Origin of the sequence: Peptoniphilus grossensis ph5, assembly GCF_000311825.1 — a bacterium.
Classification (GTDB): domain Bacteria; phylum Bacillota; class Clostridia; order Tissierellales; family Peptoniphilaceae; genus Peptoniphilus_A; species Peptoniphilus_A hominis.
Map to the genome: position 1 here is coordinate 513,151 of NZ_HE978567.1, position 18,517 is coordinate 531,667.

Below are 18,517 nucleotides of genomic sequence, written 5' to 3' on the forward strand. Positions count from 1 at the left end.
ATTATATTAGTACAAAAAAACCTCAATTTCAATTCATTTAAGTAAAGTATTACAATAAATTTAGTAAAATGTTTGACAAAGTTTTTTTGGGTAGATATATTAAAGTATAATAAAAATTTAGGAAGTGCTATATGCTAAAAGTTGTTTTTGATAATTTAGGCGAGTATAAAAAATATGCTATTCTCTCGCCTTTTTTTGTTTTAATAGAAGTTTTAATGAATGCAGCAATTCCCTTTTTCATGACGAAGATCATTGATGAGGGCATACTAAAAAATGCAAGAGAAAATATAATCCACTACGGCCTTATTTTATTTGTTGTCGCAGGAATATCCCTTGCCACTGGCATCATTTCAGGCTATCTTGCTACAAAGGCATCCTCTGGCCTTGCAAAAAATATGCGTTATTCCATGTTCGAAAATATCACAAACTTTTCCTTTGAAAACATGGACAAGTTCAAGAGGGGAACTCTTATAACTAGGATGACTACTGATGTGCAAATGGTGCAAATGGCATTTCAAATGACTATAAGGATGGCAATAAGGTCCCCTCTAACTCTGATTTTTTGCTTCATCATGAGCTTTAAGCTCTCGCGAGAACTTGCGCCAACCTTTGTTATTATAATCCCACTAATTGCCCTTGGCATGGGCTATATAATTAAAGGCGCCTATCCAATTTTTGAAAGAGTTTTTAAAATCACTGACAAATTAAACACAAATGTGTCTGAAAATTTGTCTGCAATAAGAGTTGTCAAGTCCTTTGCCAGAGAAGACAAGGAAATAAAAAAGTTTAACGACATTTCTGATGAACTTCAAAATAATTACATCAAGGCGTCAAAACTTCTTGCCCTTTCAAATCCACTTATGAGTTTTTCCACCTACCTCATGACTATTTTAATTGCTTGGCTGGGAAGTCACTATATTGTTGCAGGCAATATGTCTACAGGAGCTCTTACAGGGCTTGTGACTTATGCCATTCAAATTCAAATTTCACTTTTAATGCTTTCAATGATCCTGGTGCAAATTACCATTGCGAGAAACTCCATAAGAAGAATCAATGAAGTAATAGAAACTAAACCATCCATTGTCAGCCCAGAAAATCCAGTTAAAAATGTAAAAAATGGAGAAATTATTTTTGACCAGGTCTACTTTTCCTATTCAGGAGACCTAGACAAGGCAGTTTTAAAAAATATTAATCTAAAAATAAATTCTGGCGACTATGTGGGCATAATTGGTCCCACAGGTTCAGGCAAGTCCACTTTAATAAGCTTAATAGCAAGGCTCTTTGACACTACAAGGGGCGATGTCTATGTTGGCGGAGAAAATGTAAAAAATTACCATTTAATTTCTTTAAGAGATGAAGTTTCTGTTGTCCTACAAAAAAATCAACTTTTCACTGGAACTCTTCGCGAGAATTTAAAGTGGGCAAATGAAAATTTAAGTGATGATGACTTAAAGGAAGCTCTCTACATTGCATCCTGCGATGACTTCATAGACCCTGAAAAGGACCTGGACATGATGGTGCAAAGAGGAGGCACAAACTTTTCTGGTGGACAAAGGCAGAGAATTTCTATTGCCAGGTCTCTTTTGAAAAATCCAAAAATTTTAATTATGGACGATTCAACTTCAGCCCTTGACAACAAAACCGAAGAAAAAATAATTGAGTCTTTAAATAAACTTAGACCTGACATGACAAAAATTTTAATTTCACAAAAGATCAAGTCCCTAAAAAATACTGACTACACTCTTGTTATAGATAGGGGAGAAATTGAATCTATTGGTAAGCACGCTGAGCTTATCGAAAAGAGTCCAATCTATAGAGAAATTAATGAAACTCAAGAAAGTGACGGTGATTTTGATGCAAAAGAATAGGACAAAAATTACATCAAAGGAAAATAAAGATGCTGCAAAAAAATTGCTGTCTTTTATCTTTAAGAGGCACAAGTATAAACTCCTTGCAGTTTCTGTATTGGTAATTATTTCATCCCTCGCCACAATTTCTGTGTCCTTATTTATGAGATTTCTAATTGATGACTACATCATCCCCTTGGTAAATAGCTCAAACCCAGACTTTTCTGACCTCTTGTCCATGCTAATTAAGATGGGAAGCTTCTTGGCTCTAGGTGTTCTTTCATCCTTTACCTATTCAAGGCTCATGGTCTACATTTCTGAAAACACCCTTGGCGACATGAGAAAGATTATGTTTGAAAAGATGGAGGCTCTTCCTGTTTCTTACTTCGATAGTAAAAGTCACGGCGACATTATGTCCTACTACACAAATGATGTAAGGGCACTAGGCGATATGATTGCCCAGTCCTTCCCTTCCTTTGTGTCATCACTTATGACTATAATTATGGTTTTAATAGCCATGTTTTCTCAATCAGCTACTCTTTCTCTTGTAATAATTTTTACAGTGGGACTGATGATTTTTGTCATGAATGTAATTGGAGGCAAGTCTTCCCATTATTTCTTGAGCCAACAAAAGTCCCTTGCCAAGACTAATGGCTACATCGAAGAGATGATTGACGGTCTAAAAGTTGTAAAAGTTTTTAACCACGAGGATGCTGCAAGGGAAGACTTTGCAGTAATTAACGACGAGCTAATGAACAACACAATGATTGCAAATAGATTGGGATTATTTTTATTCCCACTTATTTTTGGCATTGGAAACTTTCAATATATTTTATTTGCCCTAATAGGTGGACTAATGGCCGTTCACGGTGGCTTTGGCATAACAGTTGGCGTCGTTGCATCCTTCTTGCAACTATCAAGAACTATAACTGGTCCCATGGGACAAATTGGTGGCAATATAAACTCAGTTGTCCTTGCTCTAGCAGGCGCAAGAAGAATCTTTGAATTCCTAGAAGTTGAGCCAGAAGATTATTCAGGGGATGTGGAAAAAGTCCTTCGACAAATAGATGGAGAAGAAAAATATTTTTGGCACGACTTAAAGACAGATGACTACAGAGAACTTTTGGGGGACATAAGATTTAAGGATGTAGACTTTTCCTATGACGGCAAAAATAAAGTTTTGAAAAATTTAAATCTCTACGCCAAGCCAGGTCAAAAGGTTGCCTTTGTTGGTGCAACGGGCGCAGGAAAAACTACAATCACAAATTTGATTAACAGATTTTATGACATTGACAGGGGCGAAATCACCTTTGACGGCATTGACATTAAGAGAATAAAAAAGAAGGACCTTCGCTCATCACTTGGCATGGTCCTTCAAGACACTCACCTCTTCACAGGCACTATTGCAGAAAATATAAATTACTCTGTAGATGATGTGGACATGGATAAAACCCTTGCAGTGGCTAAGAGGACCAAGGCTCACGACTTTATAAAGAACCTAGAAGATGGCTACGACACTCTTATCACTGGAGCAGGTGGCGAACTTTCTGAAGGGCAAATGCAGCTTCTTTCCATTGCAAGAGCAGAAATATTTAACCCACCCGTTATGATCCTTGACGAGGCGACATCATCTATTGACTCTCGTACAGAAAAAATCGTTCAAGAAGGCATGGATCAAATAATGCAGGGAAGAACTACTTTTGTAATTGCCCACAGGCTTTCCACAATTATGAACTCAGATGTAATAATAGTTCTTCAAAATGGCGAAATTGTAGAAAGAGGCGACCACAAAGACTTACTAGAACAGAGAGGAATTTATTACAAGCTCTACACAGGTGGCTTCGACGAATAAAATTATATTAAAAAAAGGTGCTGGATTTTTTCCAACACCTTATTTTTTTAGAAATCTCTGTTGTTATAATTCTTTTCAGAAATCTTTATTGATGAAAAAATTATAATTATAAAAATTAATAAAAATACTCCAGAACTTATAATTTTATTGTTCTCTATTGCTAACAAAACTTTTTTAGCTGTTTCGTCAAAATAACTCCCTAAAAATCCTAAAATTCCAATTATTATAACTGGTATTAGATAAATTGTCCTCCCCTTTGTGTATCCATATTTAAAAAATATTGGATATTGAATGCAAATCATAATTATATAAACGAGAAAATATGATGCATAAATTGGTAATATATTTCCCATTTCAAGGTCTTTAGATAAAAATAAAGATAAAATTGTAAATATAAGTCCAATTATTACTGCAAATAAAAATAAAATTATTGCAAATATATATCTTCCAATTACAACATCTCTATTCTTTATTCCAAAAATTTTATATAAACCATCTAATCCAGCCTCATCTCCAACTAAAAAAGGATAAGAGGAATAAATTATGGCAAATATTAGTGGCATTGAAATTGCTATGGCCGGATTTTTGCTCACAACAAAATAAAAACAATATAAAAAAATCATTATAATTAAATTTTTAAAAGTAAAATAGGGGACTATTGAAATGTAATCTAACTTTATTATTTTTTTAATATCTTTCATTTTTTCCTCCCATATAAAACTAAAATTTTATTTATATCTGGCTTTTCAAGAATTAATTCTTCTGGAATTTTTCCTATTTCAATATTTTTTACAAGGGCTTCAAAGGAAGTGCCTGTAGATTTTATGCCAAGAAGATCAAAGTCTTTTAAAAGTTCTCTATCTTCTTCTCCTCCCTTTAAAACAAAATATTTTTCCAAAAAATCTTCTTTACTAGAATTTTCAATGATCTTTCCTTGGTCAATAAAAATAATATAATCAGCAATCATGTCTAAATCTTCTGTTATGTGAGTGGAAAAAAGCACTGTATTATTTTCATCTTCCACAAATTCCTTTAACATATCTGTAAGTTCATCTCTCATACTTGGGTCAAGTCCACTTGTTGGCTCATCTAAAATTAAAAGATTTGCCTTGTGAGAAAGCGCAATTGAAAACATTAATTTTATTTTCATTCCACGAGATAATTCTCTAACTTTTTTATTTTTTTCAATGCCAAAATTTTTGATGTAAGATAAAAATTTATCTTCCTGCCAATTTTCATAGCCACACTTCATTGCCTCATTGACCATGGAAATTTTCCAGTCCTTTGACAAGAAGGAATCGTCCATAATTATCCCCACATCTTGAAGATAATTTAAGTTTTTTGCATCTTGGCCGTCGACAAAAATTTCTCCATCATAATTTATTAAGGACAAGAGTGATTTTATTGTAGTTGTCTTTCCCATTCCATTTTTCCCAATAAATCCAGTGATAAATCCCTTTTTTATATCAAAGGAATTTTCCCCAAGGACAAAATTGTCATAAGTTTTTTTCAAATTTCTAACTTCAATTTTATTCGTCATAGTCCAAGCCCTCCTTGTATAAAAATTCAAATAATTCTAAAACTGTCTTTTTGTCTAAATTTAATTGAATAGACAAATTTATTGCTTCTTGCAAATGCTCTTCTAATTTCTTTTGTAGTTCTTCTCTTTTTACTTCAGAGTCTTTTCCTGCGACAAAGGTGCCAAGTCCCTGTCTTGATTCAACAAAGCCCTCTTCTTCCAACTCATCGTAAGCTTTTTTTACTGTCAAGATGCTTACCTTTAAATCTTTAGAAAGAGTCCTTACAGAAGGGAGCTTCTCGCCTTCTTCAACCTTGTTTTTTAAAATATTTTCTTTAATTGCGTTTTTTATCTGCTCGTAAAGAGGAACAGCAGAGCCATTTATTAAAATAATTTTCATTTTGCCTCCTCGTTATATAACACTATATAACACACCATAACACTTGTCAATTTATTTCCTGTAAAATTTTATTTACAAGTTAGTCTTAAAACTTTGATATAATAAAAAAAAGGAGTGATATTGATGGTTAATAAGAACTTGAAATCTAAAAAGAATTTAACTTTTATAATTTTTGCAAGTTTAATAATATTTTCCACTTGCTTTTATTATGTAAAGCTAAGAAAACCTGACGCCTATGTGACCATGGACCCTCTCACAATTCAGTTTCACTTCACTGGCTATGATGGATCTGGCAAGGCTGAGATAGAAGTTCTTGAATATCCCAAAATTATCAGCATAAAGAATGAGAAGGACAGGGAAGATATAGAAAAAATTCTTCATAATCCAAGCATTGAGTGGAGCAAAAATGAAAATTTAAGAAACGGAGAAGAAATATTTTATTATCTTAGATATCCTAATACAGGAAAATATAATATTAAATTTGATAGAGAGTATGGAAGTACTGGTACAAGGGTCCAAGACCTAATTCCCACAAAGTAATTTTAAATTTTGGAGAAGATTTTGAAAAAGAAAAAGAAAATTATGATTTTTATTATTTTATTACTTATTTTTATTCCAATTTTATACAGCTTAAATACAAAAAATCCTCCTGGCACCAATGTGTCCAGCGATTTTAAGGATGCTGACTGTAAGTTTTTATATGATTTAACATATCTTAAAGATGGCAAGAGGATTCATGAGCAGGAAATTTTTAAGAGCGAGATGGAAACTATAAAAAATGCAAAAAAATTTCTCATGATTGATTTTTTCCTCTACAATGATGAATATGACAAGTCCATGGACTTTCCAAATCAAGTGGAAGAAATGACAGACCTTTTAGTGGCAAAGAAAAAAGAAAATCCTGACATGCCAATTTTATTTGTAACAGACCCCATAAATAATTTTTACGGAGCTTACGAAGAAGATAATCTAAAGAAGCTTCGTGAAAATGGAATTGAAGTGGTTGTCACTGACTTAAATAAAATGCGTGACTCTAACGCCCTTTTATCTGGCGGCTACAGAGCCTATGTCAAGTGGTTTGGCACATCTGGTAGTGGCTGGATAAGAAACTTTTTTGACAAGGACGGAGAAAAAGTAAATGTGAGGTCAATTTTAAAGCTGATAAATTTTAAGGGCAACCACAGAAAAGTTATCATTTCAGAAAAGGAAGCCATAGTTGCTTCTGCAAATCCACATGACCCATCAGCTTATCACTCTAATGTCGCTCTTGTCTTTCGCGGCAAGGCCATGGAAGATTTAATTAAGTCTGAATCTATATTTTTTGACAAATTACCTGACGCAATAGAAAATTTTAAGGCAGAAGAAGTAACTTCTCCTTACAAGGTAAAAGTTATTAGTGAAGGAAAAATCTTTGAAGAAATTTATAAAAATATAAGGGAGACAAAAAAGGGCGACAAAATAAGTCTTGGCATGTTTTACCTTTCTGAATTTAGGATTTTAAAAGCCCTTGGCGAAGCAGCAGAACGCGGCGTTGATGTAAAAATCATTGCAGATTTAAACAAGGATGCCTTTGGTCTTGAAAAAAATGGGTCGCCAAATAGACCTGCCCTCTGTGAATTAAAAGAGGACTATCCAGACATAAATATTCGCTGGTATCAAACTTCTGGCGAGCAGTTCCACACAAAATTTATTTATTTTAAATTCAAGGACAAAAATCCCCTTGCCATACTTGGTTCTGCCAACTACACAAGGAGAAATTTAGACAACTATAACTTGGAGACAAATCTGGCTCTTGAAATGGAAAAATCTTCTGAAATAGCAAGAGAAATGGAAGCATATTTTGAAAGACTTTGGAATAATAAAGGCGGGGACTACACCCTTCCTCTTGAAGATCATTATGAAAAGAGATTTTTCATGAGAATACTTTGGAAGATTCAAGAAAAAACTGGTCTCTGCACTTGGTAAAATTTTAAGCACAAAAAATCACGGTAAGACTACCGTGACTTTTTTATTTGTCCACTATATACTTTATCTCAGAAATTAAATCCTCATCAGATAAAAGACAAGCTCCATCGTATTTTCCAAGTCTGCCATATAAGGAATAGTGAAATTTATTTGTGTTTCTATCTCTTTCTGAGTCGTACATAAAAATTGTATCTTCCTTATTTTTATCCCTTAGTTTAATAATTAAACTTTGGTAATCTGGGATAGAAGCATAGCAATTGCTTTCGTCTGTAGCCTGGCACTTTTCCAAAAGACTAATTATTTCTTTTAACTTTTCTTCATTATCCTCAGAAGAAAATATTTCTCTAGTTTTCATATTTTCTTCGTCAGAAACTACTTCCACAGATAAAGTCTCAAACTTATAAACTTCTCCAGTGGAAAATTTTATCTCATGAGCTTGGTCCTTCTTGCAAGCTGTGAGAAAAATTAAGACTACTAACAAATAAAATATTTTTTTAATTTTCATATCACACCTACTTTGACAACTTATTTATTATATACTTTATTTCTGAAATCAAGTCGTCATCTGATAAGAGTGTAGGACCTTCTTGGTTGCCAAGCTTTCCATAGAAAGAATAGTGAAATTTATTGGTATCTCTATCTCTTTCTGAGTCGTACATATATATTGTATCTTCCTCATCTTTATTGTGTAGATTAATTAATAAAGAATTGTGGTCTGGGATTGAAGCATAGGAATATCCCTGGTCCACTACCTTACAGTTTCCCAAGAGACTTATTATCTCCCCTAACTTTTCTTCATTATCCTTAGAAGAAAATATTTCTCTCGTGGTCATTTTTTCTTCGTCAGCAACTACTTCCACAGATAAAGTCTCAAACTTATAAACTTCTCCAGTGGAAAATTTTATCTCATGACTTTGATCCTTCTTGCAAGCTGTGAGAAAAATTAAGACTACTAACAAATAAAATAATTTTTTAAATTTCATATCACACCTACTTTGACAACTTATTTATTATATACTTTATTTCTGAAATTAAATCATCATCAGATAAAAGACAAGCCCCATCGTATTTTCCAAGACTGCCATATAAAGAATAGTGAAATTTTTTTGTGTTTCTATCTCTTTTTGAGTCATACATATAAATTGTATCTTCCTTGTTTTTATCTCTCAGTTTAATTATTAAACTATCATAATCTGGGATAGATTTATATCCATAACCTGGGTCTGTAGCCTGGCACTTTTCCAAAAGACTAATTATTTCTTTTAACTTTTCTTCATTATCCTCAGAAGAAAAAATTTCTCTAGTTTTCATATTTTCTTCGTCAGAAACTACTTCCACAGATAAAGTCTCAAATTTATAGACTTCTCCAGTGGAAAATTTTATCTCATGACTTTCCTCCTTCTTGCAAGCTGTGAGAAAAATTAAGACCAAAAACAAATAAAATATTTTTTTAAATTTCATAATAAACCTACTTTGACAACTTATTTATTATATACTTTATTTCTGAAATCAAGTCGTCATCTGATAAGAGTGTAGGACCTTCCTGGTTGCCAAGATTTCCATAGAAAGAATAGTGAAATTTATTGGTATCTCTATCTCTTTCTGAGTCGTACATATATATTGTATCTTCCTCATCTTTATTGTGTAGATTAATTAATAAAGAATTGTAATCTGGGATTGAAGCATAGGAATATCCCTGGTCCACTACCTTACAGTTTCCCAAGAGACTTATTATCTCCCCTAACTTTTCTTCGTTATCCTCAGAAGAAAAAATCTCTCTTGTAGTCATATCTTCTTCATCAGCTATTACTTCCACAGATAAATCTTGAAATTTATAAACTTCTCCAGTGGAAAATTTTATCTCATGACTTTGATCCTTCTTGCAAGCTGTGAGAAAAATTAAAACCACCAACAAATAAAATATTTTTTTAATTTTCATATCAAACCTACTTTGACAACTTATTTATTATATATTTTATCTCTGAAATTAAATCATCATCAGACAAAAGACAAGCTCCATCGTATTTCCCAAGTCTGCCATATAAGGAATAGTGAAATTTTTTTGTGTTTCTATCTCTTTTTGAGTCGTACATAAAAATTGTATCTTCCTTATTTTTATCCCTTAGTTTAATAATTAAACTTTGATAATCTGGGATAGAAGCATAGCCATGGCCTGGATCGGTAGCCTGGCACTTTTCCAAAAGACTAATTATTTCTTTTAACTTTTCTTCATTGTCTTCAGAAGAAAAAATCTCTCTTGTAGTCATATCTTCTTCATCAGCTATTACTTCCACAGATAAATCTTGAAATTTATAAACTTCTCCAGTGGAAAATTTTATCTCATGACTTTCATCCTTCTTGCAAGCTGCGAGAAAAATTAAGACTACAAATAAATAAAATATTTTTTTAATTTTCATATCACACCTACTTTGACAATTTATTTATAATGGTGTTGATTTCTTCGATTTTTTCGTCAATTTCTTCCTGACTCTTGGAGTAAGAATCTTTCACGCAGCCCCTTAGGTGGGCTGTCAGGACATCCTTATTTATATTTTTTAAGATGGAAATTGACGCCATAAGCTGGTTGGATATGTCCAGGCAGTACCTGTCCTCTTCCACCATTTTTATAAGGCCGTCAATTTGTCCCCTGACAGTTTTTAATTTCCTAAGTTGGACTTCCTTGTCTGCTCTCATTTTTCTATTTTTGCAGAGTAGCCTGCGCCTTCCACTGCCTTTACAAGGGCATCATCTGAAACCTCTTTGTCCATTTTTACTTCTGCTCTTTTTTCTTCAAGCTTTACATCAGCTTCCCTTACGCCTTCTAGCTTTTCAAGTGCTTCTTTTACATGAGCTACACAGTGCATACAAGACATTCCTTCAACTTTTAAAATTTTTTCCATATTATTTTCTCCTTTATTTTTAATAATTTTATAACCTGCTTCTTCCACTGCTTTTTTTATTTCTTCTGCAGTGATTCCACTATCAACAAATTTTACTGTGCCCTCTTGGTGGTTGGCAAGGACATTTTTTGCTTTACCAGTTTTCTCCAAGGCTTCACTTACTCTTTTTTCGCAGTGCTCACACATCATGCCCTCTACTTTTATTGTAGTAAGATTTTTTTCTTCCATTTTTACATTTTCTTCGTGAAGATTTTTTATGATTTCAGAATTTTTTTCTTCATTAAGAATTTTTTCCTTTTCAGGAGTTTTTTCTTCCAAAGAATTTATACCCCTTGGCTTAAATCTTCTAAGCCTAAGTGCATTATTTACAACAAAAACTGAAGACATGCTCATGGCAAAGGCGCCAAACATTGGCGATAATTTTATGCCAAAGCCTGGGTATAAAAGACCTGCCGCAAGGGGAATTCCAATTGTATTGTAGAAAAATGCCCAGAATAAATTTTCCTTTATGTTTTTTATTGTGGCGCTGGAAAGTTCAAGGGCAGAGACAACATCTAAGAGGTCTGACCTCATTAAGACCACATCGGAAGACTCTATTGCCACATCTGTTCCGTGCCCTATTGCCATGCCAATGTCAGCCTTGGCAAGAGAGGGTGCGTCATTTATTCCATCACCAATCATGAGGACCTTGTCGCCAGATTTTTGCAAGTCATCAATTTTTTTGTTTTTTTCATCTGGAAGTAGACCTGCAAAAGTTTCGTCAACGCCAATTTCTCGGCCTATGGCTAAAGCTGTCTTCTCGTTGTCACCAGTAAGCATTATTATTTTTTTGCCCATGGCTTTTAAAAGGGCAATGGCATCTTTGGAGCTTTCCTTTGGAAGGTCCTTTACAGAAATTATTCCTATGACCCCACTTTCATTTGCAAAGTACATGGAAGTTTTGCCCTCTCCTGCAAGTTTTTCTGCCTTCCTTTCATAGTCCTTGAGGTCAATATTTTCTTCTTCCATAAATTCTCTGTTGCCGGCAAAATATTTTTTGCCATCTAAGTCTGCACTTAGACCTCTTCCGCTAACTGAATCAAAATTATTTACTTCAGAAATTTTTATATTTTTTTCATCAGCATAATTTAAAATTGCAGTTGCCAGTGGGTGCTGTGAATTTTTTTCAATTGATGCAGCAATTTTTAAAAATTCATCTTGGTCTAAGTCTGTAAGAATGTCTGTTAGCTTAGGCTTTCCCTCAGTAATTGTGCCCGTCTTATCCATAACAATGGCATCAATCTTGTGAAGATTTTCCAAAACTTCTGCATTTTTAAAGAGGAGTCCAAAGTCTGCACTCTTTCCCGTTGCCACCATAATGGAAACTGGCGTTGCCAGTCCAAGGGCACAAGGACAAGAGATGACGAGGACTGAAATTGCAAAGTTAAGGGCACTTTCAAATCCATAGCCAAGGCTTGTCCAAATAATAAAGGTAAGGGCAGAAATAATTAAAACTGCTGGCACAAAAACGCCTGCGATTTTATCTGCCAATTTTGCAATGGGAGCCTTAGATTCATTTGCCTGGTCAACTAATTTTATGATCTGAGAAATTGTTGTGTCTTCGCCAACTTTTTCTGCTATGAATTTAAAGGAGCCCGTTGTGTTAATAGAGGCAGAGATGACTCTATCGCCTACTGACTTTGAAACTAGAATAGATTCGCCAGTCACTGCAGATTCATCAAGGGAAGATGTGCCCTCGATAATTTTTCCGTCAACTGCAACAGCTTCTCCTGGCCTTACCATTATGACATCGCCGACTCTCACATCTTCAATATTTTTTTGAACTTCTTCATTATTTTCTATAACTGTTGCCCTTTTTGGCGCAAGATCCATTAACTTTGTTAGGGAAGACCTAGTCTTATTTTTAGATTTTTCTTCAAGATATTTTCCAAGAGTTATTAGGGTCAAAATCATGGCAGAAGATTCAAAGTACAAATTATTTCTGTATACATCAACTAAGTCCAGGTCACCATGACCAAAGCCATAAGCCATCATATAAATGGCAAAGATACCATAAATTAGAGATGCGGCAGAGCCTATGGCAACTAGAGAGTCCATGTTAGGCGCCCTATTTTTTAGGCCCTTAAAACCAGAGATGTAAAAGTCTCTATTGATATAGACTACTGGAAGAGCCAAGAGAAATTGTGTGAAGGCAAAAATTATTGCCCCTTCTCTGCCATGAAAAATCCTTGGACTTGGAAGGTGGACCATATGACCCATGGCAACATACATGAGAATAAGCATAAAAACTAGAGAAGACACAAGTCTATTTTTTAAATGCCCTTCTCTGTCCTCTTCTTTTTTATTTTCCCCTGTAACTTTTTCGCCAGAGATCTTGGCACCGTAGCCAATTTTTTCCACTGCACTAATTATTTTATTGTCGTTAACTTTATTTTCATCGTAAGATACTTTCATTGAGTTGGTCATGAGATTTACATTTGCATCACTTACGCCATCAAGCTTTTTTACAGCCTTTGTGACATTGGCGACGCAAGATGCACATGTCATGCCACTTACATCAAATTTTTTCTCCATATTACCTCCCATACCCCCTAGGGGGTGTTCCTATTATTATAGTAACACTGGAAATATTTTTTTGCAAGTATATGATAATAGTTCTTAAAAAAGAGCTGGAAGTTATTAAAACTTCTCAGCCCTTCATTTTTATTTACTTTCCAAAAGTCTAATATATTCATCAAGTCTTTTGTCTACATAGGAGGCGAAGAGATCTTCCATTGCAGCTAAATTATTTTTTCTATGATATTCTTCAAAGGCTTCGTAATACTTCATCCTATCCTTAAATTTAATATCAATTGGTGGATATCCATGCTTCATTAGTTCCAAATTTACTAATAATCTTCCCGTTCTTCCGTTTCCATCAATAAATGGATGTATTGATTCAAATTCAATATGAAATTTAGCTAATTTTTTTATAAGATTTTCCTCAGATGATTTGTAATCTATCAATAGAGATTCCATCATGGGTTGAATTAAATAAGGTTGAACTGGTTGGTGACTTGCTCCCATAATTCTAACAGGAACTCTTCTATAAAGGCCTCTATCATCTTTTTTATCTCCCAATACTAGATAATGTATTTGCTTTATTATGCTTTCAGATAAGTCTCTCTTTTCTTTTACCAAATCAACTACAAAATAAAAAGCTTCCTTGTGAGAGACTGCTTCTATGTGATCTTTTAAAGGTTTTTGTCCTATAGTGAGACCTCTGAGCACCATATCCGTTTCTCTCAATGTAAGAGTGTTGCCTTCAATGGCATTAGAATTGTAAGTGTACTCAACCATAAAGTCTTCTGTTAACCTTTCAACTTCTCCCTCTGTTAAAGGTCTTAAAGAATTTAGCTTTTTTAATTTTTCATCTATTGTTTTTAATAATTTTTCTAAATTTTTCTTCCTGTCGTCGGAAGGTTTTACTGCATCCTCAGGAATTTTCCATATATTTCCTTCCTTGTAGGCTCCATCTATTCTTCCCTCTGAGCACAAAAACCTTACTCTTCTTTCAGATATATTCCAAAGCTTAGCTATTTCTTTTACTCCAATATACATTTTTATCTTCTCCTCACTTAAAGAAATTATAAAACTTTGTCGGAACAATAGCAAGGGCATCGGAATGATATAAAACCATCCTCGGAATGATATAAGATCATTTAAAGGCAAAAAAATGGTCTAGCCAAAAGCTAAACCAATAAAATTTATTAAATTATAAAATTACATCTTAAATAAAATTTCGTTTTCGATGTAAATATGTCTTCTCATGTCCTCGTCAAGTTCGCCCATGAGTTTGTTGAGCTCTTGTACTTCTGGTTCTTCTGCCTTCATTTTGTAGTCGCGAGTTAAATATTTTATTCTGTCAAAAAGTCCAATAGTCTTTTCGTGCTCTGCAACTAGATTTTCGAAGTCCACATCTTTTCCTGCCAAGGCATCCTTAAATTCAAACTCTTCTTCGCTGGAGAAGTGGGAAACAAGCTCTGCCTTAATTAATAAAAGAACTTCGTAAATTACAAAGAGTTGTTCTCCCCTCTCTCTGTAATATTTTTTTATTGCTCCCCTAAAAATTTCATCGATTTTTTCCGTTGTTGCCAGTTCATAAGGGTGAATTTCATCAACGATATAGTTAATGAGCTCTTCCTTATTCATCTTTCTAACCCTATCCATGTCCTTAAAGTCAGTCTGGCCCTCAACTCTTTTTATAAAGGCATCGCAGTTTTCGCCAAGGGATTTTAAGGCATCTTCCAAGCTTTCCATGGCTATAAAATCATATTCTGCGCCAAGTTTTTGAAGTTCCTGTAAAACTTTTGGGTTTTCCATTACTGCAGCTTCAACTGTCATATTTCTTTCTAACATAATTCCTCCTAATTTTTAAGAGAATTTAGAAATCCTCTCACATCTTCTTCACTAGTTCTATAATTTGTCACAAGTCTAATTATTGACTCTTTCACATTGTCTATTTCAAAAATATTTTCTTCTTTTAATTTTTCAATTTCCTCTGGATTTGACTTAATAAAAATTTGGTTGGACTCGCCAAAAAGTGGCTCTCTATTCATTTCCTTTAGTCCATCAACAAGAAGTCTTGACATCTCATAGGCTCTCTTGGCATTTTTATAATATAAGCCATCTTGAAATAAAACCTTAAAAGATAAACCAATCAAGAAGGACTTTGCCATCATGGCTCCTCTTTGCTTTAGATAATATCTGATGTCTTTTTTCAAATTTTCATCTAAAATAACTAGGGCTTCTCCAAAAATTGCCCCGTTTTTTGTGCCGCCGATGGAAAAAATGTGTGAATACTTGGCGTAATCAGATAATTTTGTATTATTTGCAGCCATGGCATGAGCAATTCTCGCACCGTCAATGTATAGGTATAGGTCCTTTTCGGTGCAAACTTCATTAATTTCTCTTATTTCATCAAGAGAATAAACTGTACCAACTTCTGTGGTTTGTGAAATATAGACAACTTTTATCCTTACATCAACTTCGCCAGCTTGGTTTTCCACTAAATCTTTTATGTCCCCTGCCCTTAATTTGCCGTCAGAAGTTTTTATTGTCACAACCTTGTGTCCCGTTGCTTCAATGGAGCCTGTCTCATGATGGGTTATGTGGCCAGTGGATGCAGACAAAACTGCCTCGTAGGGTCTAAGGCCAAAGGTTGTCGCCAAAATATTTGTGGCAGTGCCGCCAGATACAAATTCAATGTCGGCGTCCCTTCCTATTTCCTTTAAAATTAAAGCTCTGGCAGAATTTGAAATCTCATCAGTACCATAGCCAGAAATTTTTTCGTCAAAAATTCTATTTATCTCCTCATAAATTTCTCTCGAACCAAAATCGTTATAATCATTTCTAAAATTATTCATAAGCCACCTCACTCTCTTCTTACCCAATATTATATATTAAATGTAAAAATTTTACCAAATAGGGTACAATAGGAGGGAGGTGTTTTAATGAACAGTCATGGTGCAAATGTTTTTGAAATTGCAAAAAATAAGGGCATTGAAATAAGGGACATAAGAGATTTTTCATCAAATATAAATCCCCTTGGTCCCAGCAAAAAAGCTCTCGACGGCCTATTAGACAATTTAAACTTGCTTTCTAGCTATCCCGATGTAGATTACATAGATTTAAGAAATTCAATTTCAAATTATGTAAATTGTAAAAGCCATAATATAGTCCTTGGACTTGGGTCTACAGAAATTTTAAAGGACGCAATAAAATTTTTTGCGCCAAAAGTTTCTATTATATTGTCTCCTTGTTACTCCGAGTACGAAAATGAGCTTAATAAAATAAATTCTGAGATAATTGAATATAATTTAGAAGAAAAAAATGATTTTAAAATTGATTTAGATGACCTTATAAAAACTATTGTGGAAAAAAGTGTGGAATTTTTAGTTTTTGCAAATCCCAATAATCCCACTGGCACAATTTTAAGTGCAGATGAAATAGAAAAAATTTTAAATGAAACTTCTGCAAAAATTTTAGTAGATGAAACTTATATTGAGTTCACAGATATGTCCACCTACTCTTCCACAAAACTAATTGATTCTTACAAGAATCTCGCAGTGGTAAGAGGGACATCAAAGTTTTTTGCCCTACCTGGCATAAGGCTGGGCTATGGACTTTCCTCTGATGAGAATTTTTTAAACTACTTTAAAAATAAGGAAGTCCTTTGGCAAATAAATTCTGTTGCAGAAATTTGCGGCAAGATAATGTTCTCTGATGAGGATTATCTTAGAGAGGTCTTTGATTTTATAAGATCAAGGAGAGATTACATCTTCAGTGAAATTTCTAAAATAAAAAATTTAAAGCCACATAAAAGTTTTGGGAATTTTATTTTGATTAAAATTTTAGGTGGACCTAATGCCACAGAACTTAGAGAAAAACTTTTGGAGAAGGGTCTAGTAATTCGCGACTGCAAATCTTTTAAGAATTTAGGCCAAAGTTATTTTAGGATTTGTATCTTAGATGATGATGCCAATGAAAAACTTTTAGAAAATCTGAAAGAGATTTATAAGAGGTGAATGATTTTTGAAGAAAAATAGTAAAATAAAAAAATTTAAAAAAATATTTTCTAGCTTGCTTCTTGTACCGACACTTTTACTTCCAAGCTTTGTCTCTGCGGCTACTCCTGTAGTCACAGAAGTAAAGGCTAACAATATAAAAACTGAAGAGAAGCAAAATACTTTAGATAAAAAAATAGAGGAAGTCCAGGAAGTAAAATCAAAAAAGGAAGATTTATCGCAAAATAAAAATCCAATATACAGTTCCTGGGCGATAAAAGACCTAAACGAAGCACAGTTTATGGGTCTTTACCCTGCAAAATTTGTTTTAGATGGCAAAGATTTTACAAAGCCAGTTACCCTTAATGACGCCGTGGCTTGTTACGAACTTGCAAGAGAAAAAATAGAAGAAAGAGATCTTGTTACAGGTGGAGATTTTGCCTTTAAAGATTTGACCAGATCTGAAATTTTAAATTCAATTTCAAAACTTTTAAATGATGAAAAATTTGAAATGAATAATTTAAGGGAAGGAAAAATATTTTTGGGCTCAGCTGATGAAAAATATTTAAATTCAAAAATTCCTCTCCAAGAGATGATCTCTCTTTACAACCGCGCTGTAAATAAAATTTTGCAAGAAAATGGCAAGGTCTCCAAGGGATTTTTCTACGAAGTTTCCAACAAGGACAACAAAATTTATATGCTGGGCTCCATTCACGTTGGCAAGAGCTCCCTTTATCCCCTTGATGAAAATATTATTTCTGCCTTAAAGTCTTCTGACAAAATTTACATGGAAATAGATGTAACAAATAAGGAAGAGGCAAAAAAGATGGGCGAAAAAATTTATTACAAGGACGGAAAAAATCTAAAAGATGATTTGGGCGAAGATTTGTACACAAGAGTCTTAAAAATATTTGAAGGCTTTGGCATGAAGGAAGATCAAGTGAAATCCCTAAAGCCTTGGGCAGTTTATAACGCCCTATCCTCTGACCCAGCACCTGAATCTCCAAAGGCAAGCTTAGGCATTGAGTCCTACTTTATGTCACTGAGTCTCTTAAATAAAATCCAAATTGACGAGCTTGAATCCATGGAATACCAATCAAATATCCTGGAAAACTTTGACAAGGCAGCCTATATAAAGATGATTGAGTCCCTAACAAGCGAAATCGAAAGAAATGGCTACAAAAATATTAATTCCGGCCTGGACAAGATACTTGAGGCTTGGCAAAGTGGCGACAGGGCTAAGATGAAATCAATCTTATCAGTTAAGGGCGACGAGGCCTCAGAAAAATTTAGCCAGGCACTCTCCAGCGAAAGAGACAAGGGCATGGCGCAAAAAATTGACGGCTTGTTAAAAAAAGATGGCAAAAACACTTACTTTATCCTAATAGGTTCAGCCCACCTTGTGCCAGAAAATTCTGTCACAGGAATATTAAGAGACATGGGCTATATAGTTGTAGAAAAATAAAATTTAAAATAATTGCAAAATTTA

General features: G+C 33.9%; 19 protein-coding genes. 6 read left to right on the forward strand and 13 right to left on the reverse strand.

Translation table 11 applies throughout. The features are described 5' to 3' along the window. Nucleotides 1-131: 131 nt before the first annotated feature. Nucleotides 132-1,868, forward strand: coding sequence for an ABC transporter ATP-binding protein (locus HGPG_RS06745; RefSeq protein ID WP_019125301.1), 1,737 nt, complete (start codon nt 132-134; stop codon nt 1,866-1,868). Continuing rightward, nucleotides 1,855-3,699: an ABC transporter ATP-binding protein gene (locus tag HGPG_RS06750; protein ID WP_019125302.1), complete on the forward strand. Its 1,845-nt coding sequence runs from the start codon at nt 1,855-1,857 to the stop codon at nt 3,697-3,699. Before HGPG_RS06745 ends, HGPG_RS06750 begins: the two co-directional genes overlap by 14 nt. A gap of 47 nt (nt 3,700-3,746) precedes the next feature. Here HGPG_RS06750 and HGPG_RS06755 read toward each other — a convergent pair whose 3' ends face one another. From HGPG_RS06755 to HGPG_RS06765, 3 genes are read right to left on the reverse strand one after another with little or no spacing between them, the layout of a single operon-like run. Further along, nucleotides 3,747-4,400 carry an ABC-2 transporter permease gene (locus tag HGPG_RS06755; protein WP_019125303.1) on the reverse strand — a complete coding sequence of 218 codons (654 nt, stop codon included), beginning with the start codon at nt 4,398-4,400 and terminating at the stop codon, nt 3,747-3,749. After that, entirely contained in the window at nt 4,397-5,239 is an 843-nt protein-coding gene (locus HGPG_RS06760; protein WP_019125304.1) for an ABC transporter ATP-binding protein, read from the reverse strand. Before HGPG_RS06760 ends, HGPG_RS06755 begins: the two co-directional genes overlap by 4 nt. Then, nucleotides 5,229-5,618, reverse strand: coding sequence for a GntR family transcriptional regulator (locus tag HGPG_RS06765; protein ID WP_019125305.1), 390 nt, complete (start codon nt 5,616-5,618; stop codon nt 5,229-5,231). Before HGPG_RS06765 ends, HGPG_RS06760 begins: the two co-directional genes overlap by 11 nt. Nucleotides 5,619-5,741: 123 nt before the next feature. Here HGPG_RS06765 and HGPG_RS06770 point away from each other — a divergent pair, with 123 nt between their 5' ends. Then, complete coding sequence (locus tag HGPG_RS06770; RefSeq protein WP_019125306.1) at nt 5,742-6,158, forward strand: hypothetical protein; 417 nt, start codon at nt 5,742-5,744, stop codon at nt 6,156-6,158. A 21-nt stretch (nt 6,159-6,179) separates the two neighbouring features. After that, nucleotides 6,180-7,583 (forward strand): phospholipase D family protein, encoded by a 1,404-nt coding sequence (locus tag HGPG_RS06775; protein WP_019125307.1) that lies wholly within the window; start codon nt 6,180-6,182, stop codon nt 7,581-7,583. A gap of 43 nt (nt 7,584-7,626) precedes the next feature. On the opposite strand, the gene HGPG_RS06780 is transcribed toward HGPG_RS06775, so the two are convergent. From HGPG_RS06780 to HGPG_RS06825, 10 genes are all read right to left on the reverse strand, one after another. Beyond that, on the reverse strand, nt 7,627-8,088 hold the full coding sequence (locus HGPG_RS06780; protein ID WP_019125308.1) for a hypothetical protein: 462 nt from the start codon (nt 8,086-8,088) through the stop codon (nt 7,627-7,629). A 7-nt stretch (nt 8,089-8,095) separates the two neighbouring features. Then, nucleotides 8,096-8,566: a hypothetical protein gene (locus HGPG_RS06785; RefSeq protein ID WP_019125309.1), complete on the reverse strand. Its 471-nt coding sequence runs from the start codon at nt 8,564-8,566 to the stop codon at nt 8,096-8,098. 7 nt (nt 8,567-8,573) lie between these two features. Continuing rightward, nucleotides 8,574-9,044 (reverse strand): hypothetical protein, encoded by a 471-nt coding sequence (locus HGPG_RS06790; protein WP_019125310.1) that lies wholly within the window; start codon nt 9,042-9,044, stop codon nt 8,574-8,576. A gap of 7 nt (nt 9,045-9,051) precedes the next feature. Next, nucleotides 9,052-9,522 (reverse strand): hypothetical protein, encoded by a 471-nt coding sequence (locus HGPG_RS06795; RefSeq protein WP_019125311.1) that lies wholly within the window; start codon nt 9,520-9,522, stop codon nt 9,052-9,054. A gap of 7 nt (nt 9,523-9,529) precedes the next feature. Continuing rightward, the gene (locus HGPG_RS06800) at nt 9,530-10,000 is read right to left on the reverse strand and encodes a hypothetical protein (RefSeq protein ID WP_019125312.1); all 471 of its coding nucleotides are present in this window, start codon (nt 9,998-10,000) and stop codon (nt 9,530-9,532) included. A gap of 7 nt (nt 10,001-10,007) precedes the next feature. Further along, a complete protein-coding gene (locus HGPG_RS06805; protein WP_019125313.1) occupies nt 10,008-10,277 on the reverse strand; it encodes a metal-sensing transcriptional repressor in 270 nt (89 codons plus the stop codon). After that, nucleotides 10,274-13,057 (reverse strand): heavy metal translocating P-type ATPase, encoded by a 2,784-nt coding sequence (locus tag HGPG_RS06810; RefSeq protein WP_019125314.1) that lies wholly within the window; start codon nt 13,055-13,057, stop codon nt 10,274-10,276. Before HGPG_RS06810 ends, HGPG_RS06805 begins: the two co-directional genes overlap by 4 nt. Before the next feature lie 129 nt (nt 13,058-13,186). Continuing rightward, a complete protein-coding gene (locus HGPG_RS06815; protein ID WP_019125315.1) occupies nt 13,187-14,083 on the reverse strand; it encodes a Fic family protein in 897 nt (298 codons plus the stop codon). A gap of 162 nt (nt 14,084-14,245) precedes the next feature. Continuing rightward, nucleotides 14,246-14,881: a hemerythrin domain-containing protein gene (locus HGPG_RS06820; RefSeq protein ID WP_019125316.1), complete on the reverse strand. Its 636-nt coding sequence runs from the start codon at nt 14,879-14,881 to the stop codon at nt 14,246-14,248. Between the two features lie 8 nt (nt 14,882-14,889). Continuing rightward, the gene (locus HGPG_RS06825; protein ID WP_019125317.1) at nt 14,890-15,888 is read right to left on the reverse strand and encodes a threonine aldolase family protein; all 999 of its coding nucleotides are present in this window, start codon (nt 15,886-15,888) and stop codon (nt 14,890-14,892) included. Between the two features lie 87 nt (nt 15,889-15,975). Here HGPG_RS06825 and HGPG_RS06830 point away from each other — a divergent pair, with 87 nt between their 5' ends. Further along, nucleotides 15,976-17,049, forward strand: coding sequence for a pyridoxal phosphate-dependent aminotransferase (locus tag HGPG_RS06830; RefSeq protein ID WP_019125318.1), 1,074 nt, complete (start codon nt 15,976-15,978; stop codon nt 17,047-17,049). 7 nt (nt 17,050-17,056) lie between these two features. Further along, the gene (locus HGPG_RS06835; RefSeq protein ID WP_019125319.1) at nt 17,057-18,493 is read left to right on the forward strand and encodes a TraB/GumN family protein; all 1,437 of its coding nucleotides are present in this window, start codon (nt 17,057-17,059) and stop codon (nt 18,491-18,493) included. The last annotated feature ends 24 nt before the right edge of the window (nt 18,494-18,517 follow it).

What these genes read in the sequence shown, in the direction of transcription:
- HGPG_RS06745 (WP_019125301.1), top strand. Translation starts at nt 132, where the DNA reads ATGCTAAAAGTTGTTTTTGATAATTTAGGCGAGTATAAAAAATATGCT.
- HGPG_RS06750 (WP_019125302.1), top strand. Translation starts at nt 1,855, where the DNA reads ATGCAAAAGAATAGGACAAAAATTACATCAAAGGAAAATAAAGATGCT.
- HGPG_RS06755 (WP_019125303.1), bottom strand. Translation starts at nt 4,400, where the DNA reads ATGAAAGATATTAAAAAAATAATAAAGTTAGATTACATTTCAATAGTC.
- HGPG_RS06760 (WP_019125304.1), bottom strand. Translation starts at nt 5,239, where the DNA reads ATGACGAATAAAATTGAAGTTAGAAATTTGAAAAAAACTTATGACAAT.
- HGPG_RS06765 (WP_019125305.1), bottom strand. Translation starts at nt 5,618, where the DNA reads ATGAAAATTATTTTAATAAATGGCTCTGCTGTTCCTCTTTACGAGCAG.
- HGPG_RS06770 (WP_019125306.1), top strand. Translation starts at nt 5,742, where the DNA reads ATGGTTAATAAGAACTTGAAATCTAAAAAGAATTTAACTTTTATAATT.
- HGPG_RS06780 (WP_019125308.1), bottom strand. Translation starts at nt 8,088, where the DNA reads ATGAAAATTAAAAAAATATTTTATTTGTTAGTAGTCTTAATTTTTCTC.
- HGPG_RS06785 (WP_019125309.1), bottom strand. Translation starts at nt 8,566, where the DNA reads ATGAAATTTAAAAAATTATTTTATTTGTTAGTAGTCTTAATTTTTCTC.
- HGPG_RS06790 (WP_019125310.1), bottom strand. Translation starts at nt 9,044, where the DNA reads ATGAAATTTAAAAAAATATTTTATTTGTTTTTGGTCTTAATTTTTCTC.
- HGPG_RS06795 (WP_019125311.1), bottom strand. Translation starts at nt 9,522, where the DNA reads ATGAAAATTAAAAAAATATTTTATTTGTTGGTGGTTTTAATTTTTCTC.
- HGPG_RS06800 (WP_019125312.1), bottom strand. Translation starts at nt 10,000, where the DNA reads ATGAAAATTAAAAAAATATTTTATTTATTTGTAGTCTTAATTTTTCTC.
- HGPG_RS06805 (WP_019125313.1), bottom strand. Translation starts at nt 10,277, where the DNA reads ATGAGAGCAGACAAGGAAGTCCAACTTAGGAAATTAAAAACTGTCAGG.
- HGPG_RS06810 (WP_019125314.1), bottom strand. Translation starts at nt 13,057, where the DNA reads ATGGAGAAAAAATTTGATGTAAGTGGCATGACATGTGCATCTTGCGTC.
- HGPG_RS06815 (WP_019125315.1), bottom strand. Translation starts at nt 14,083, where the DNA reads ATGTATATTGGAGTAAAAGAAATAGCTAAGCTTTGGAATATATCTGAA.
- HGPG_RS06820 (WP_019125316.1), bottom strand. Translation starts at nt 14,881, where the DNA reads ATGTTAGAAAGAAATATGACAGTTGAAGCTGCAGTAATGGAAAACCCA.
- HGPG_RS06825 (WP_019125317.1), bottom strand. Translation starts at nt 15,888, where the DNA reads ATGAATAATTTTAGAAATGATTATAACGATTTTGGTTCGAGAGAAATT.
- HGPG_RS06830 (WP_019125318.1), top strand. Translation starts at nt 15,976, where the DNA reads ATGAACAGTCATGGTGCAAATGTTTTTGAAATTGCAAAAAATAAGGGC.